We start from the raw sequence: 14910 nt of genomic DNA on the forward strand, positions 1-14910 counted from the left end.
TTGGGCTGCTGGCGGAGCTGAAGGCCATCGCGCATGGGAGCGGCCCCTCGCCCGGCTCTGACCTCGCGCGCGGATGGAACCTCGCCTATCGCTTGCTGAAGAAGCCGGACAGAATGTTCGGGCCGGCTTCGCCGGGCCGCAGCCTGATGCCGTCCTCGAAGCAGTTCAGCGTCACGCATTCGAAGCCGCTGTGGGCGAGCAACGCCACCAGCGAGTCGCGGTCGAAGTGGTGCAAATGCTCGTTGGGGAGACGCATACGCCAGGTTCGGAACCAGGCGTCGCCGTCGGCGCCGAGCTCGCGCCAGCGGCAATAAGGGACGGCGACGGCGAGGTGCCGGGTCTGCAGGCGGCCGAGGAAACCCAGATCCGGGATGTGTTCGAGCACGTCGAACATGGCGACCAGATCCCACGAACTGGCCAGCGCCTCGTCCCAACCGACAAAGCGGACCCCCGCGGGCAGCGGGAACTCGGCGATATCGTAGCCGGCGCAATCGGCGACCCCGGTTATCTTCGCGGCTTCGATGAATGTGCCGGTGCCGTATCCAATTTCCAGCACCGAGCGGGGGATCGCGCCGGTCAATCCCAGCACCCAGCCAAGCCGCTGATATCCGAGCTTGATCGTCCGGTCGCTCAGGTCCTCGTAATAGGAGATATATTGCTTGTCGTATTTGATCGGCGTGAAATCGATTTGATGGATCACGCCAAATCGGTCCACCTCGTAATTGTCCAACATCAGCGTGCTGCCCTCCGGATTCCCCCTTTCCTTATACGGCGGCGCTAAACGCAGCGTAACCGGCGGGGCCGGCGACGCAGCCAAGCAAGCGCGACAGATGAGCGATAAGCCCCATTCGCCATTCCGCTTCGCCCCGCTTTCTGTTTCAATATCTCCTCATTCTCGGGAGAATCTCCATCTCAACCGATCCCTTCGCCCCTCTTCGCGAACGTTTCCTCACCCGCTGCGCCGGTCAGCTCGCGGAGCTGCAGGCGGCGCGCGAGGCGCTGCCCGGCTCCGACGTGACCAAGCTCGCGCATTCGCTCGCCGGCGCGGCCGGCACTTTCGGCTTTGCGGAGATCAGCGTGCGGGCCTCAGAGCTGGAAACGCTGCTCATCGAGCAGGCGGAAGGCGGCGATGTCCGCGCGGCGCTCGATGCCTTAATCCGGGAGATCGAGCGGACGCTGGCCTGACGGCACCCGCCGGGCTCACTTCTTGGCGGCGCCGAGGCCGGTCCTGGTCATCTCGCCCCAGCCCTGGTTGCCGCGCAAGAATTGCCACCAGCCCTTCACGCGCCAGAAATTGTTGAGCTGGCGGTAGCCGAAATTCTCGACCACGGCGGCCGCCGTCAGCACGGCGAGATCCCTGGCGCGCGGAAAGCGCTGCAGCTCGGCCTCTTCCAGGATGAGCGAGCAGACGCTGACACAGACGCCATAGGTGAAGATCAGCGAGGTGAAGGCCAGGAGATATTCGGCCGACAGGATGCCGAGCAGCCAGAAGGCCGGGATCAGGATATAGCCCAGCACCTCCGCCACCGGCCCCATCACATCGACGATGAAGATGTGGCCGAAGCCGAGGAAGCCGACGCGGCCATAGCGCGGGTTCAAGAACATGGCGCGGTAGCGGAAGAAGCATTCGAGCGCTCCGCGCTGCCAGCGCGTGCGCTGCCTCGCCAGAACGCTCAGCGTTTCCGGCGCCTCGGTCCAGCACACCGGCTCGGGAATGAACTGAACGCGGTATTTGCGCTTCTTGTCGCGCATGTGGCGGTGCAGCTTGATCACAAGGTCGAGGTCCTCGCCCATCGAGCCCTTGGTGAAGCCGCCCACCGCCACCACTTCGGCACGGCGGAACATGCCGAAGGCGCCGGAAACCAGCATCAGCGTGTTGACGCTGCTCCAGGCAAGCCTGGCCATCAGGAAGGCGCGCAGATATTCGACGACCTGGAAGAGCGGCAGCAGGCGGCTCGGCAAATGGACCTCGCGCACCCTGCCGGCCTCGATCTTCGAGCCGTTGGCGATGCGGATCGTGCCTCCGACGGCGATGGTGCGCTCGGGATCGTCGATGAAGGGCTGGGCGGCGCGCATCAGCGCGTCGGGCTCGAGGATGGAATCGCCGTCGATCACACAGAAGAGCGGCGCGCGGCAGACATTGATGCCGGCATTCTGCGCGTCCGCCTTGCCGCCATTCTCCTTGTCGACCACGAACAGCCGCTCGGTCATCGGCGAGGAATAGAGCCCGCGGATCGGCTTGTGCGCCAGCGCGTCCTCGCAGGGACGATGGAACTTCACCAGCTTGAAGCCCTCGATCAGGCGTTGCAAGGTCTGGTCCTTCGAGCCGTCATTGACGACGATGACCTCGAAATTCGGATATTCGAGCGCCAGCATCGAATGGACGCTCTCCACCACATTCACTTCCTCGTTATAGGCCGGCACCAGAAGCGCGATTGGCGGCGCGACCTCGCCGTAGCGCTGCCAGAGCAGCGCCGAGCGCGCCACCGGCGGGCGCTTGGACAGCGCATAGCCGGCGAGGACGAGCTGCAGCAGATAGATTGTCGTCTGCGCCAGCCCCGCCGCGATGATGAACCAGGACAGGATGGTGGCGGCAAGGACGATCTCGTCGCTCCAATCGGCAATCATGCGGCCGGCCCCTCGGCAAGAATGAGCGAGGCGGTGCGCTGGCTGCGCGAGACCTCGCTGTCGGCAATCTGGCGCAGCAGCCGCTCGCCCGGCTGGCCGAAGGAGCGCAGCGCTTTGGCGGCGGCATAGCGCACGCTCCAGACCTCGTCGTCCAGCAGCCTGGACAGCGGCGGGGCAAGTTCGGGAAGGCCGAGGCGTCGCGCGGACTCGGCGGCGGCGGCGCGCACGTCCCAGTCGTCGTTTGCCATCGCGCTCGTCAGGATCGCCGGTGCATCGGCGTGTCCGGTGAGGCCCAGCGCGCGCAGAGCCGCGGCGACAACCTCGGGTGAGGCATCGCCGGTCAAGCCGGCGAAGAAGGCGGCAAAGCCGAAGCCGCCGGCGCGGGCGAGCGCGTCGATCGCGGCCGCCCTGATGAAGGGCACGGCGTCGACGCGCGATGCATGGATCGCAAGCTCGTTGAAGCGCGTGCGCGGAAAGCGCCTGAACAGTTCGATCAGGCGTCGCGAGCGCTGTCCCGCCACGCCGATCTTGTCCAGCGCGACGCCGAGCAGGGGCAGGCTGCCGAGATCGCAGAGCGCGATGGCGGCGGCGATCCTGACTTCGCGCGAGCGGTCCTGGTCCAGCGCCGAAAGCAGGCTTGCCGTCGCATTCTGCGACCCCAGCGCCGCCAGCATCTCGGCCGCGTGGATGCGTTCGGCCACATTGCCCCGTTCCAGCTGCCTGCCGACGAGGGCCGGCAGGCCGCATTCGTTGAAGGCGACAAGGACGTCATCACGCTCCTCGCCGCGCAGCAGCGAAACGAACTCGAAGCCGGCCTCGATCGCCACGCCCGGCGGCACCGAAAGAATGGCCGTTTTCAGCGTCTGGCGGTCGCGGTCTTCGGTGAAGGCGATCAGCGCCGTCAGAAGCTGGCGCCGCTGTCCGGCTCTGGCGGCGTCCCGGCGCTCTCGCAACAAACGGCGCACGATCAAAAACAGCATGATCACCAGGGAGAGCGCGCTGAGCAGTATGGAGAGATTCCACACGTACCACATGGTCAGAACCGCGCGGTCAGCCCGAGCCCGAATATGCTTCGGTCGAATGTCGGGCGTTGTTCATGCGCGATGCTGGCGCGCAGCGTCAGCGGATCGCTGACGTCGACGGAGAAGCCGCCAAAGACGGTGCGTGTCGGCACCAGCGTGCCGTCGGAGATTTCGGGGGCGTCGGCATAGCCGCCGAAGAGATTGACATGCGGTGTCACCGCGAGGTCGGCGCGAAGCACATAGCCGTCCGCGCGCGTCCCGATATCGTCCTCGGCATGCACCCAGCGGGCGGAAAGCCCCAGACGGCCGTCAAGGAGATAGCCCTGCAGCCAGGGCTGGATGCTGGTGACGTCGGCGTCGGCGAAATTGTCGTAGCGGGCGTCGACATTGAGCGACAGCGGGCCGAAGACCTTCGCCGGCGCCACGACCTGCCACGAAGCGCCGGCGCCCAGCGAATAGCGCGCCAGAAAGTCGGCATCCGGCGTCGCCGCGGCCAGCGCATAGGCGGAGAAGGCCGGCGAGAAGGCCTGGTCGACGCGGCCCTCGATCTGGACGTCGGTGTTGCCGAAGCGGGTGGCGAGCCGCGTGCGGCCGGAGATCGTCGTTTGGGGCGATAGCGGATAGGAAAGGCCGGCCGAACTGTCGGTCCAGTCGCCAAGCCCGTCGGTGAGATCGCTCACCTCGCTGCCGAGGTCGAGCCGCCATTTGCGCGGCGGCGGCGCGGCCAGCCTTTGCTCGATATCGGCCGAAGCCGGCTCGATGGCGAGCGCCTGGCCGTAGGCCTGCCGCGCGGCCTCGTCGTCGCCCTCGGCACGGCGCACATCGCCGAGCCCGACCAGCGCCTCGGCATTGCGCGGATCGAGCGCCAGCGCGCGCTGCAACGATTGCCCGGCCCGCTGGTAGTCGGCCTCGAGCAAGGCGATTCTCGCATCAAGGCTGAGCGCCTCGACATTGTCCGGCGCCGAGGCCAGCACATCACCGACCAGGGCGCGGGCGCGCGGCGCGTCGCCCTGCCAGATCGCCAGGCGCACCTTGCCCAACCGCGCGTCGAGAAGGCCGGGCCTGATCGCAAGCGCCCGGTCGAAGAACCGCCCGGCCTCGTCGAAGCGCTGGGTGGAGCCGACAACGAGGCCGAGCGCGACCAGGGTGTCGGTGTTCCTGGGCGACAGCTTGAGCGCGCGGCGATAGGCGGTCTCGGCCTCGGGCAGCTTTCCCGCCGCCCGCAACCGCCTGCCCTGCTCCAACTGGATGGCGACGGGATCGGGCCGCCGGTGGGGCGGCTTCTTCGCCGGCGCCGCGGCAGCCGGAACCGGCTTCGCCTGGCTGGCCTGCTTGGCCTTGCGGATGTTCTCTAGAAGCGCTGCCGCGTCGGCATTGCCGGGCTCTGCCTCAGCGACCTTCTCGGCGAGCGGCAGCGCCGCATCCAGATTGCCGGAGCGGAATTCGACCTGGGCCATGCCGAAGCTCGCATCGCGATAGGCCGGGGCAAGGGAAAGCGCCCTGGAAAAGGCGTCGCGCGCCGCCGGCAGATCGTTGCGGCCGAGCTCGGCGAAGCCAAGCTGCACAAGAGCGTCGGCATTGTCAGCTTTCAACGCCAGCGCGCGCCGGAAAAGATCGGCGGCATCGTCGAAATGCTGCGCCTGCCTGGCCTTGACGCCGGATGCGTAGAGCTCGTCGACAGTCTGCGCCAGCGCCGCGCCGGGAGCGGCGGCGATCGCCAGGATCAGGCATGCGGCAAAGGCTGAGTGCCGGCCGCGCCGCATCAGCGCTTCCCGCCCTTGCGGGCGATGAGACGCGCCAGCCGGGCCAGTAGCTCCTCGGGAATGAACGGCTTCACCAGATAATCGTCGGCGCCCTTCTCAAGCGCCGAAACGATGTCCTTCTCGGCCTTGCGGGCGGTCAGCATCACCACCGGAGTCTTCGACAGCACCGGGTCGCCCTTGATGCGCGCCAGCACCTCGATGCCGTCGGCCTTGGGCATCATCGCGTCGAGCACGATGATGTCGGGGCCGTCCTGCTCCGCCTTCGCCAGCGCCTCGGCGCCGTCCACCGCTTTGATGACCTCGTATCCCTTCGCCCTTAGCCTGAATTCGATCAGCTCGAGCAACAAGGGATCATCATCGCAAATCAGAACTCTTGCCTTCGCTCCATCCACCACCAGTCCTGCTCCGGTTCCGTCGCCCCCCGGAGTGATGACGCCGCGCGATCTTAGATAAAGCCGATTCGCGGCGGCCGCATTTCGACACAATCACTAGATGAATATTGGGCCATGGTATAGGAGCGGCAAACGCAAAACCGACTTTGCCGACCGGCATCTTTTGCGCGGCTTTCTCGCCGGCTAAACCGGGCCGGAACGCCCCGAAAGCAGCCTTCTCACCTCGCCCGCAAGCGCCAGCGGGTCGAACGGCTTGGCGATCACTCCCACGGCTCCCATGGCGAGATAACGCTCCACCTCATGCGTCTGGGTGCGCGCCGTGATGAACGCCACCGGAATCGCGGCGGTCAGCGGCGAATCGGCCAGGCGCCTCAGTGTTTCCGGCCCGTCCATGTCCGGCATCATCACGTCGAGCAGGATGAGGTCAGGGCGCCAATCGGCGGCATCGGTCAGCGCTGCGATGCCCGAGGCGCTGGACCGCACCTCGAATTCCGGCTCAAGTTCCAGCGACATCTGGGCGATTTCGCGGATGTCGTCCTCGTCGTCCACATAGAGGATCCTTGCCGGCATAATCATCACTCCTTGGCACTGGAGGCGGGTCTGGCGCTATCGAGCGATGAGACCAACATGCTCCTGACCAGCCTGGCGACATCGATCTCCGACGCCTTGGTCTTGGTCATCATCGCCTGCACCCGGTCACCGAGGTTCTGATCCAACTCGGCCGCCGAGAACACGATGACTTGGGTTTCCAGCGGCAGATCGATGAGCAGATCCAGTCCCGATCCGTCGGGAAGCAGTATGTCCAGGATGACCAGGTCGAAGCGATGCTTTGCGACCGCCTTCCGCGCCTCCTGCAGCGTTTTGGCGGAAGCGATCAAGACGCCTGGACCCAAGCCAGCTGACATCACGGCAAGGACGCCCTCGTCGTCCTCGACGTGGAGGATCCTCGGCCTCCGCTCGACCTTGCTGGCGAGGATCTTGGCGAGAGCGGCGTGAAGGCGCGCCGAATCCACCGGCTTCTCCAGCCAGTCGACGATGCCGATGGCGGTTCCGTTCAGCGAGCGCCTGGCTTCGTCGGCGATGGCGGAGATGACGATGACCGAAATCTCGGAATTCACCGGTGAGAGCCTGATGTCGTGGAAGAGCTTGATGCCGGATTCTCCGGCCAGCTTGATGTCGAGCGTCAGCGCCACATAGTCGCGGGTGTTCAGGAGCGCTTTTGCGGTACCGATATCGGGGGCGACATCGCTGGAGAAGCCGTCGGCCTCGAGAAGTGCGGCGATCACCGCAGCGATGTCGGGCTCGTCCTCGCAGATGAGGACGCGCAGGCGGCCATCGCGCTTTCGCGACCGGCGCTCGACCAAAACCGGCTTCTCGACACTTCTCTGCGCTTCGGCAAGATCGACGTGAAACGAGGTCCCCTTGCCTTCCTCGCTTTCGAAGGAAATGGCGCCGCCGAGCTTTTCGACGATGGTCTTGACGATGCTCAGGCCCAGTCCGGTGCCCCCCTTCTTGCGGGTGCTGGAGGCATCGGCCTGCTCGAACTTGCCGAATATGCGGCTGCGGAATGCTTCCGGGATGCCGGCGCCTTCATCGATAACGGAGATGCGCAGCATGTCGCGCTCGCGACGCTGGAGCTTCACCATGACAGTGCCGCCGGGATCGGAGAACTTGATCGCGTTCGACAGCAGGTTCGCCATCACCTGGTGCAGGCGATCGGGGTCGATATTGGCTTCGGCGCGCGGGGCATCGTCGACCAGGACGATGCGGATCCCGCTATCGGCCATGTAATTGGAACTGGCGGCGATGGCCTGCTCCAGCACCGCACGCACGGGCATCTGCTTGATTTTGAAGGTGATGACGCCCGACTCGATCTTCTCCATGTCGAGAATGTCGTTGATGAGAAGAACCAGCCTTTCGCTGTTGTTGTGGGCGATGTTGACGAGGTTGGCGGCCTTGGGCGGCAGCTCGCCCGCGACGCCGGCTGCGATCAGGCCAAGCGAGCCGCGGATGGATGTCAGCGGCGTTCGCAATTCGTGGCTGACCGTGGAAATGAAGTCGTTCTTGAGCTGGGCGTTTCGCTTCTGCTCGGTGATGTCGCGATTGTAGGTGATGACGCCGACGATCTTGCCGGCCTCGTCGCGGAACGGCGCCTTCAGCGTGTAAAGCCAGCCCTGCCTGCCGTCAGGCAGGAGCGCGGGCTGATCGATGCGCAACGTCTGCCCGGCCTCCAGCGCGCCCATTTCATCCTGCCTGAAGCGCTCGGCCACGTCCTTGGGATAGAAATCGAAATCCGTCTTTCCGATGAGGTCCTCGACGGAGGCGGCGCGCACCAGTTCGGCGGTGGCTGGATTGGCCGCGATGAAGCGCCCCTGAGCATCCTTCACGTTGAGACTGTCCGGCAGCTCGCGAACCATGGCACGGAATATCATGTTGGACATGGCCAGATCGCGTCGCCGCTGCTGCCGGTCGAGCAGCACGGCAATGATGAAGGTGCTCAGGAAGCGGAACAGGAGCGACGGCAGCGTGCTCTGCTGCACGAAGCCGGTCACGACCTGCGAGGGAATGACAAGAAGCGTGATCAGCCCGGCCAGCGCGACCGACAGGCCGAGGCCGAGTATGTCGAACATGGTGCGCGAACGGACCGCGACGATGTGGTGCCAGGCCAGGCCGACGACGGCGGTGATCAGGATGCTCATGACGCCGACTTCGGCGCCCTGACCGCCCAGATGAAGACGATAGGCGATGGAGCCGGCAGCGGCGATGAGCATCGCCGGCCATCCGCCGAAGAACGCGGCCGCGCCGATAAACGCGGCACGCAGGTCGACGATGAAGCCGGAGACGGACAAGGCCGTCGCCATGGAAATGACCGCGCCCGCGCACATGACCACGCCCAAAAGCAGCGACTGTGCCCGCCGCGAGAGACGCCCGGTGAAATCCGCCACAAGGTCCCAGGCGACGATAAGGATGGAGACCAGGGCAAGATTGGCCAGCAGTGAGTGCCAGATCTCGGTCATGACTTTTCCGGCTCGGTTTTTTCCGACAAATACCGGCAAAACCTATCCGAGGTCTAAAGAGGGAGCGGAACCGGCCTAGTTTGCGGGGTGGTGAGCGCTTGGCGAAGGGCAGCGATCGACCGTCAAAGTGGCCTGATCGTGTCTGGCCTGCATCGCCCGTGGCCGAGCATTGTCGGGCAATGCTCAAGCTGCGCTCCACATCGAGGTTGCCGACGTTTTGTTGCTTTACACTGGCGACCGCTTCGGGCAGTAGGCCGGTGAGCTTGCCGCCGGCTGCCAGGTGGGCCACATCAGCGGGCAAACTGCCACAACGACATGCAGATTCGGGCCTCGGCGACGGCCTGCGGCTGCGGGCCGCGGCAAGCCGCTGTTTCCGTCTACAAGCCGCTTGCACTGAAGCTGGTTTTTGCTGTGCCGTTCAGCAACGGCGTAGTGGCGCTGGAGTACCGACGCACAGAGCCGAAGAGCTGACCCGAGGATTTCAGTCCGCGCGCTACTTCTGCCGGAAGGCCGTATGCAGCGACGTGGTCAGCGGCCCCAGAATGTAGTCCAGCGCGGTGCGTTCCTCGGTGACGATCATGACCTGCGCCGGCATGCCGGGATAGAGCTGGATCTGCGGCGCGGCGGCGAGTTCCTGCTGATTCACCGCCACGTCGGCAACGTAATAGGGAAAGCCGGTCTTGGCATCGGTGACGCGATCCGCCGAGACGCGGGTGACGCGGCCGTGGATGACCGGCGTCGTGCGCTGCTTGTACGAGGTGAAGCGGACCTCGGCAGTCATATCGGCGCGCAGGCTGGATATGTCCTCGACCTTGACCTGCGCTTGAACGATCAGCGAATTCCTGGTCGGCACGATATCCAAAATGGTCTGGCCGGGCGCGACGATCGCGCCGGTCGAAAAGACGGTCAAGTCCATCACCTGGCCGTCATAGGGCGCGCGCACTTCGGCGCGGTCCACCGTGGCCTGTGCGGCAAACATCTTCGGCACCAGATCGGCAAGGTTCGACTGGGTGTCGATCAGCATGGCCGAAAGTTTTGCGCGACGCTCGTTGGTGAGCTGCGCGATCTGGCTTTCGAGTTCGGCCTTGCTCTGGCGATTTCCGGCGATCTCGCCGAGCGCCTGGTCGATCAGGCCCTGCAGATCGGAGGCCGAGCGGTCGAGCTCCAGGATACGCGGCTTCGTCGTCAGTCCCGCCTTCAGCAGCTTGTTGAGGCTTGCCTTTTCGTCGATCGTCGACTTGAGCTGCGCGCGAAAGGATTCGACGCGCGCCTGCTTGCCATCGATCTGCTCGTCGAGCTCGGCGATGCGCTTCTGCAGGATCTGCCTGGCGCCGGCCATCGAGGCGCGCTGGCTCTCGAGGTCGGCAATCTGGTTGGCCATGGCGTCCTGCAGATAGGCCTGGTGCTCGGCGGTGATGTCGTTCGGGAAGGCAACCGCCTCATGGCCGTCGAGCTCGGCGCGGATGCGGGCATCGGTGGCGCGCAGCAGCGCATATTGCTGGGAATAGAGGTTGAATTCCGACCGGGCGCGGGTGTCGTCGAGCAGCACCAGCACATCGCCGGCCTTGACGATGTCGCCATCCTTGACCCGGATTTCCTTCACCGTGCCGCCATCGAAATGCTGGACGCTCTTGCGGTTGCCCTCGACCTTCACCACCGCATCGGCAAGCACCGCGCCATTGAGCGGCGCGACCGCGGCCCAGCCGCCGAACACGCCGAAGAAGGCAGCGATGATGAGCAGGCCGATCCACACCGGTGCCCGGATCGAATCCGCATTGGCGCCCGCATCTTCGGTGCCGGAGAGGTTGCTATAGGAAGCGGCGATATCGGTCATTGGGCCGCCATCGTAATCGGTGCCGCGCGCTGGTTGAGCAGCGCCACGATCTCGTTTCTCATGCCGAAGGCTTCGACCGCGCCATCCCGCAAGAGCAGGATCTTGTCGACATTGGCCAAAGTCGAGGGCCGGTGCGAGACGATTATCACCGTGCTGCCGCGACGCTTCAGCTCCAGCGCGCATTCGGCCAGGGCGCGATCGCCGTCGGCATCGAGATTGGAGCTCGGCTCGTCGAGCACGATGAGGTTCGGCAGGCCGAAGACGGCGCGGGCAAGCGCGATGCGCTGCCGGTAGCCGCCGGACAGCACCGCCCCGCCCTCGCCGATCTGCGTCTCGTAGCCTTGCGGCAGCCGGATAATCATCTCATGCACGCCGGCGAGCCGTGCCGCCTCGATCACCTCGCGGTCGACATCGGTCTTGAAGCGGCCGATATTGGCGGCCACCGTATCTGAAAACAGCTCGATGTCCTGCGGCAGGTAGCCGATATGGTCGCCGAGCGCCTCCCTTCCCCACTGCGTCATGTCGGCGCCATCGAGCCTGACCGTGCCGCGGCTCGGCTGCATGATGCCGGCTAGGTGACGCGCCAGCGTCGACTTGCCGGCGCCGGAAGGGCCGACGATGCCGAGCGCCTCGCCTGCTTCGAGCCGGAACGACACATCGCGCAGCAGCACCTTCTGCAGGCTGGGAATGGCGAAGCTCAACTGCTCGACGGCGACCTTGCCGGAGGGCTTCGGCAGGTTGAACGAGCGTTCGCCCTGCGCGCCGCCGTCCAGCAGCCTCTCGACCCTGCCAAGGGCGGCCCGCGCCAGGATCAGGCTGCGCCAGAGGCCGACGATCTGCTCGACCGGCTGCAGCCCCCTTCCCAGCAGCAGGCTGGCCGCAAACATCGAGCCGCCGGTGATCTGTCGCTCGATCACCAGATAGGCGCCGAGGCCGAGGATAAGCGACTGCATGGTGAGGCGCAGGAAGCGGATCAGCCCGGACATGACCGCTGCCCGGTCGCTCGCCCGCCCCTGCTGGCCGAGCGCCAGGCCGCGATCGCGCCCCCAGCGCCGGACGAGGCCGTCGATCATGCCCATGGCGCGGATGACTTCCGCGTTCCTGAGGCTCATTTCGGTGAAATTGTAGTTGGCCGTGGCAAGGTCGTTGGCCTGCTTCAGCGGCGCCCGCACGATATATTCGTTGAGCACCGCCATGGCGATGAGAAGCAGCGAGGAGCCCAACGCGAAGAAGCCGAGCCAGGGATGCAGGAGGAAGATGATGCCGATATAGATCGGCGACCAGGGCAGGTCGAACAGGGCATGGATACCGCTGCCGGTGATCACCTGCCGGAAGGTGTCGAAATCGCGGATCGGCTGGCTTGGCGAGGCACCCTGCGACGGGGTCTCGACGGAAGCCGCCAGGATCCTGGCCGAAAGCAGCCGGTCGAGCCGCGCGCTGGCGCGCGTCAGGATCGCGGCGCGCACGAGGTCCAGACCGGCGAGCGCCAGGAACGCCGCAAGCAGCACCAGCGTCAGCATCACCAGCGTCGTCTCGCTGCCGCTGGTGACCACCCGGTCGTAAATCTGCAGCATGTAGAGCGGCGATGCGAGGTAAAGCAGGTTGATGGCCAGGCTGAACACCGCCGCAAACAGGAAATAGCGGCGGCAGGCGCGAAGCGCTTCCCTGATGATTTTAGGCTTGCCGTTCAATTCCAAAACCCCACTCGATACACCTCAGGCCGAGTTTTCAGAGGGGCGAGCCGCCGCTGCCGGCGGCCCGCCTGTCGGTTCACACCAGCTCGCTCGATCCGCTGCCGATGCCCGTCAGCGTGAACTCCGCCGGATTGTAGGTCACGACCGTATGGCCCTCGCCGTCATCGGCGAGTTTGAAGCCGTTGGCATCGTAGGTGCCGAGCAAATGCAGCGTGGCATTGTGTGCGCCGTCCGAGACCGTCAACGTGCCGCCACTGCCATCCTGGCTCGCCTGATAGGCGACGGTCGTTCCGGCACCGAATAGGATGTCATTGAGGTCCAGCTTGTCGTCGTTGGTGATGCCGCCGATCCGTCCGCTGTAGTCGAAGGAGTCGTCGAGCTCCAGCGTGCCGGCCGCATTCTGCGCAAAGGTGACATCCGTCGACGAGGCTGCGCCGAATTCCAGCTTCGACAGGTTGCCGATCGTGGCATCGCCGTCGCCAGTGACTTCGCCGTGGATGACGATGTTGCCGCCATTGGCCGACAGCATGCCGGAATTCGCCAGCCCGCCGGCGACGACCAGGCCGCCTGAACCGGTCGCTTCCAGCGTGCCGGAGTTGGTGACGACGCTGCCGCCGGTGTCGATGACCAGGGCATTCGAGCCAGAGGCGATGATGGTGCCCCTGTTGTCGAGGCCGAGCATGCCATCGCCCAGTTGGCCGGCACCCGAGATCGTGTTGTCGACATTGACGAGCGTAACGTCCGGGCCGGTGCCGGAGATGACGTTGGCCGCGCTGTCGGACAGGACGACCTGCCCGCCGCCCTCAAGGGTCACGCCATGCTGGATGATCTGCAGCAGGGTCTCGGCGCCGGTCGAGTTCAGCGCAATGATGCCGCTGTTGTTGACCGTGCCGCTCAGCGGCAGCAGGGCGCCGTCGCCAATCGTCATGGTGCCGGCGTTGTTCACTCCCGGTGTCTGGTCGAAGACAAAATTGCCGGCGCCGAGCGCGGAGGAGTGCACGCCTTCCAGCGTGATCGACTGGCCGTCGGCGAGCGTGATCACCGCATTGCCGCTCGCGTTGTCCGCGGTATGCGCCTGGACGTCGGCGAAGGTCTGGAAGCCGGAGTAGCCGATGAGGTCGATCTGGTCGGCGGCAGCATCGAAGCTGTGCACGGTATCGTTGCCGATCGGCTGCGAGAAGACGAAGAGATCGTTGCCGCTCGAGCCGGTGAGCACGTCGTCGCCCGACCAGGCAAAGATCGGCGAACCTGGCGCGTAGGCCTCGACGTTGTCGGCGATGAACACGCTGCCCGTGGTGCCGTCGGCATTGGTCCAGGTCATCTGGACGTCGAGCACCGCCGCGCCCACGAAATCGGCAGGCGTTGTTACCGTCAGCTCGTGCACGGCGGAGGACTGCACCGTCCAGGAGCCGTCGGCATTCTGCGTGGCCCCGTCGATGGTCCAGCCGGAAGGCAGATCCTTCACTATGACAGTGACGGCCTGACCATCCGACGGGTCGGTGAGTGCAAGGTTGATCGGCTCGCCGGCGGTGCCGGCGGGCTTGAGGCCGGTTTTGGTTGTCGAGGCGTTTGTGTTACCAGCCGAATCCGAGAAAGCCCCGCTGTCGATCAAAAGAGTATAGGATGAGCCGTTGTTACTCCCGGCGCCTTTGTCCACCTGGAACGTGTATTGAGTATGGGCTGCATTGAAGCTTCCCGACCCGGCTATGACGCTGACATTGGCCAGGCCGGAAACGTGCATCACGTCGGAGAGGTTCACGAAATTTGCGTTGACTGCCGAGGTGAACGTTATCGTGACGGTACTTGGCGTTGAGTTGTTTCCCTGCTTGCCATCTACGACAGAGGAGATCAGCGTTGAGCTGACGTCGGCGGTGCCATTCACCGTAATCGTGACGGTTTGAGTGTCCGATGCGCCGTGGTTGTCCGTGCTTTGGACCGTATAGGTAAGTGTTAGGGACTGGCCGGCAGCAAGGTAATCGAAAGCCTGCGTGCCAGAATTGAAAGTCCAGCTGAGGTTGTGGATGTCTGTCGGGTTGGCGGCCAAGCCTGATGTTGGCGAGACTGCCAGCATTGCCAGAAGCTGGGCGTTGGTCAGGCCGAGACCGGCCGTCGTTCCCGAGGCCACGACAGCCGTGACCGAGGAATTGACCGTGTCTGCAACATCAGCGTCGGTTACCGTCAAGGTACCGTTGGCCGTCAGGCCGGCGTTTGTCTCCGTCAAAGTAGCCGACGCAGTATCGGGAGTTCCGGTTCCCACAAGATGAATATCGGGGTTGTCGTTGGTGCCGGTGATGGTCACCGTCACCGTGCCCGTCGCCGTGCCGTCCTGGCTCGTCACCGTGAAGGTGTCGCTCACCACCTGGCCGGCGGTCAGTTCGTTGTGCGCGTCGTTGCCGGTGTAGGTCCAGGCGCCGTCGGCGTCGATCGAGAAGTCGCCATAGACGCCGGCCGCATTGGTCTGCGCCACCACATGCGCTTCGCCGGTGTCGGGGTCGGTGATCGTCAGCTGGCCGCTGGCGTTCAGCGCCGCTGCCGTGTTGCCCTCGGTCACCGACTTCGA

At 65.2% G+C, this 14910-nt stretch carries 11 protein-coding genes; 1 reads left to right on the forward strand and 10 read right to left on the reverse strand.

From position 1 onward, the window contains the following. Positions 1-85: 85 nt before the first annotated feature. Positions 86-817: a class I SAM-dependent methyltransferase gene (locus tag P9228_RS19235; RefSeq protein ID WP_278054918.1), complete on the reverse strand. Its 732-nt coding sequence runs from the start codon at positions 815-817 to the stop codon at positions 86-88. A gap of 92 nt (positions 818-909) precedes the next feature. Here P9228_RS19235 and P9228_RS19240 point away from each other — a divergent pair, with 92 nt between their 5' ends. Continuing rightward, positions 910-1185, forward strand: a complete 276-nt coding sequence (locus P9228_RS19240; RefSeq protein WP_278054966.1) for an Hpt domain-containing protein — start codon at positions 910-912, stop codon at positions 1183-1185. Positions 1186-1200: 15 nt separating this feature from the next. On the opposite strand, the gene P9228_RS19245 is transcribed toward P9228_RS19240, so the two are convergent. The 9 genes from P9228_RS19245 to P9228_RS19285 form a co-directional block, all read right to left on the reverse strand. After that, the gene (locus tag P9228_RS19245) at positions 1201-2628 is read right to left on the reverse strand and encodes a glycosyltransferase family 2 protein (RefSeq protein ID WP_278054919.1); all 1428 of its coding nucleotides are present in this window, start codon (positions 2626-2628) and stop codon (positions 1201-1203) included. Then, positions 2625-3662, reverse strand: coding sequence for a HEAT repeat domain-containing protein (locus tag P9228_RS19250; RefSeq protein ID WP_278054920.1), 1038 nt, complete (start codon positions 3660-3662; stop codon positions 2625-2627). Before P9228_RS19250 ends, P9228_RS19245 begins: the two co-directional genes overlap by 4 nt. 2 nt (positions 3663-3664) lie before the next feature. Continuing rightward, complete coding sequence (locus P9228_RS19255) at positions 3665-5413, reverse strand: YaiO family outer membrane beta-barrel protein (RefSeq protein WP_278054921.1); 1749 nt, start codon at positions 5411-5413, stop codon at positions 3665-3667. After that, the gene (locus tag P9228_RS19260) at positions 5413-5805 is read right to left on the reverse strand and encodes a response regulator (RefSeq protein ID WP_127215110.1); all 393 of its coding nucleotides are present in this window, start codon (positions 5803-5805) and stop codon (positions 5413-5415) included. The genes P9228_RS19255 and P9228_RS19260 overlap by 1 nt, the downstream gene beginning before the upstream one ends. A gap of 183 nt (positions 5806-5988) precedes the next feature. Then, the gene (locus P9228_RS19265; protein ID WP_082980640.1) at positions 5989-6375 is read right to left on the reverse strand and encodes a response regulator; all 387 of its coding nucleotides are present in this window, start codon (positions 6373-6375) and stop codon (positions 5989-5991) included. Between the two features lie 5 nt (positions 6376-6380). Then, positions 6381-8822: an ATP-binding protein gene (locus P9228_RS19270; protein ID WP_278054924.1), complete on the reverse strand. Its 2442-nt coding sequence runs from the start codon at positions 8820-8822 to the stop codon at positions 6381-6383. 493 nt (positions 8823-9315) lie between these two features. After that, entirely contained in the window at positions 9316-10656 is a 1341-nt protein-coding gene (locus P9228_RS19275) for an HlyD family type I secretion periplasmic adaptor subunit (protein ID WP_095801169.1), read from the reverse strand. After that, positions 10653-12347, reverse strand: a complete 1695-nt coding sequence (locus P9228_RS19280) for a type I secretion system permease/ATPase (RefSeq protein ID WP_278054927.1) — start codon at positions 12345-12347, stop codon at positions 10653-10655. Before P9228_RS19280 ends, P9228_RS19275 begins: the two co-directional genes overlap by 4 nt. Before the next feature lie 79 nt (positions 12348-12426). Further along, positions 12427-14910: VCBS domain-containing protein (locus tag P9228_RS19285; protein WP_278054929.1), on the reverse strand; the 2484-nt coding region annotated here is incomplete at its 5' end.

Origin of the sequence: Mesorhizobium sp. WSM4898, assembly GCF_029625845.1 — a bacterium.
GTDB lineage: Bacteria > Pseudomonadota > Alphaproteobacteria > Rhizobiales > Rhizobiaceae > Mesorhizobium.

Bases quoted from the DNA above. Each gene is read 5' to 3' on its own strand.
- P9228_RS19245 (WP_278054919.1), bottom strand. From the start codon at position 2,628: ATGATTGCCGATTGGAGCGACGAGATCGTCCTTGCCGCCACCATCCTG.
- P9228_RS19250 (WP_278054920.1), bottom strand. From the start codon at position 3,662: ATGTGGTACGTGTGGAATCTCTCCATACTGCTCAGCGCGCTCTCCCTG.
- P9228_RS19255 (WP_278054921.1), bottom strand. From the start codon at position 5,413: ATGCGGCGCGGCCGGCACTCAGCCTTTGCCGCATGCCTGATCCTGGCG.
- P9228_RS19265 (WP_082980640.1), bottom strand. From the start codon at position 6,375: ATGCCGGCAAGGATCCTCTATGTGGACGACGAGGACGACATCCGCGAA.
- P9228_RS19270 (WP_278054924.1), bottom strand. From the start codon at position 8,822: ATGACCGAGATCTGGCACTCACTGCTGGCCAATCTTGCCCTGGTCTCC.
- P9228_RS19275 (WP_095801169.1), bottom strand. From the start codon at position 10,656: ATGACCGATATCGCCGCTTCCTATAGCAACCTCTCCGGCACCGAAGAT.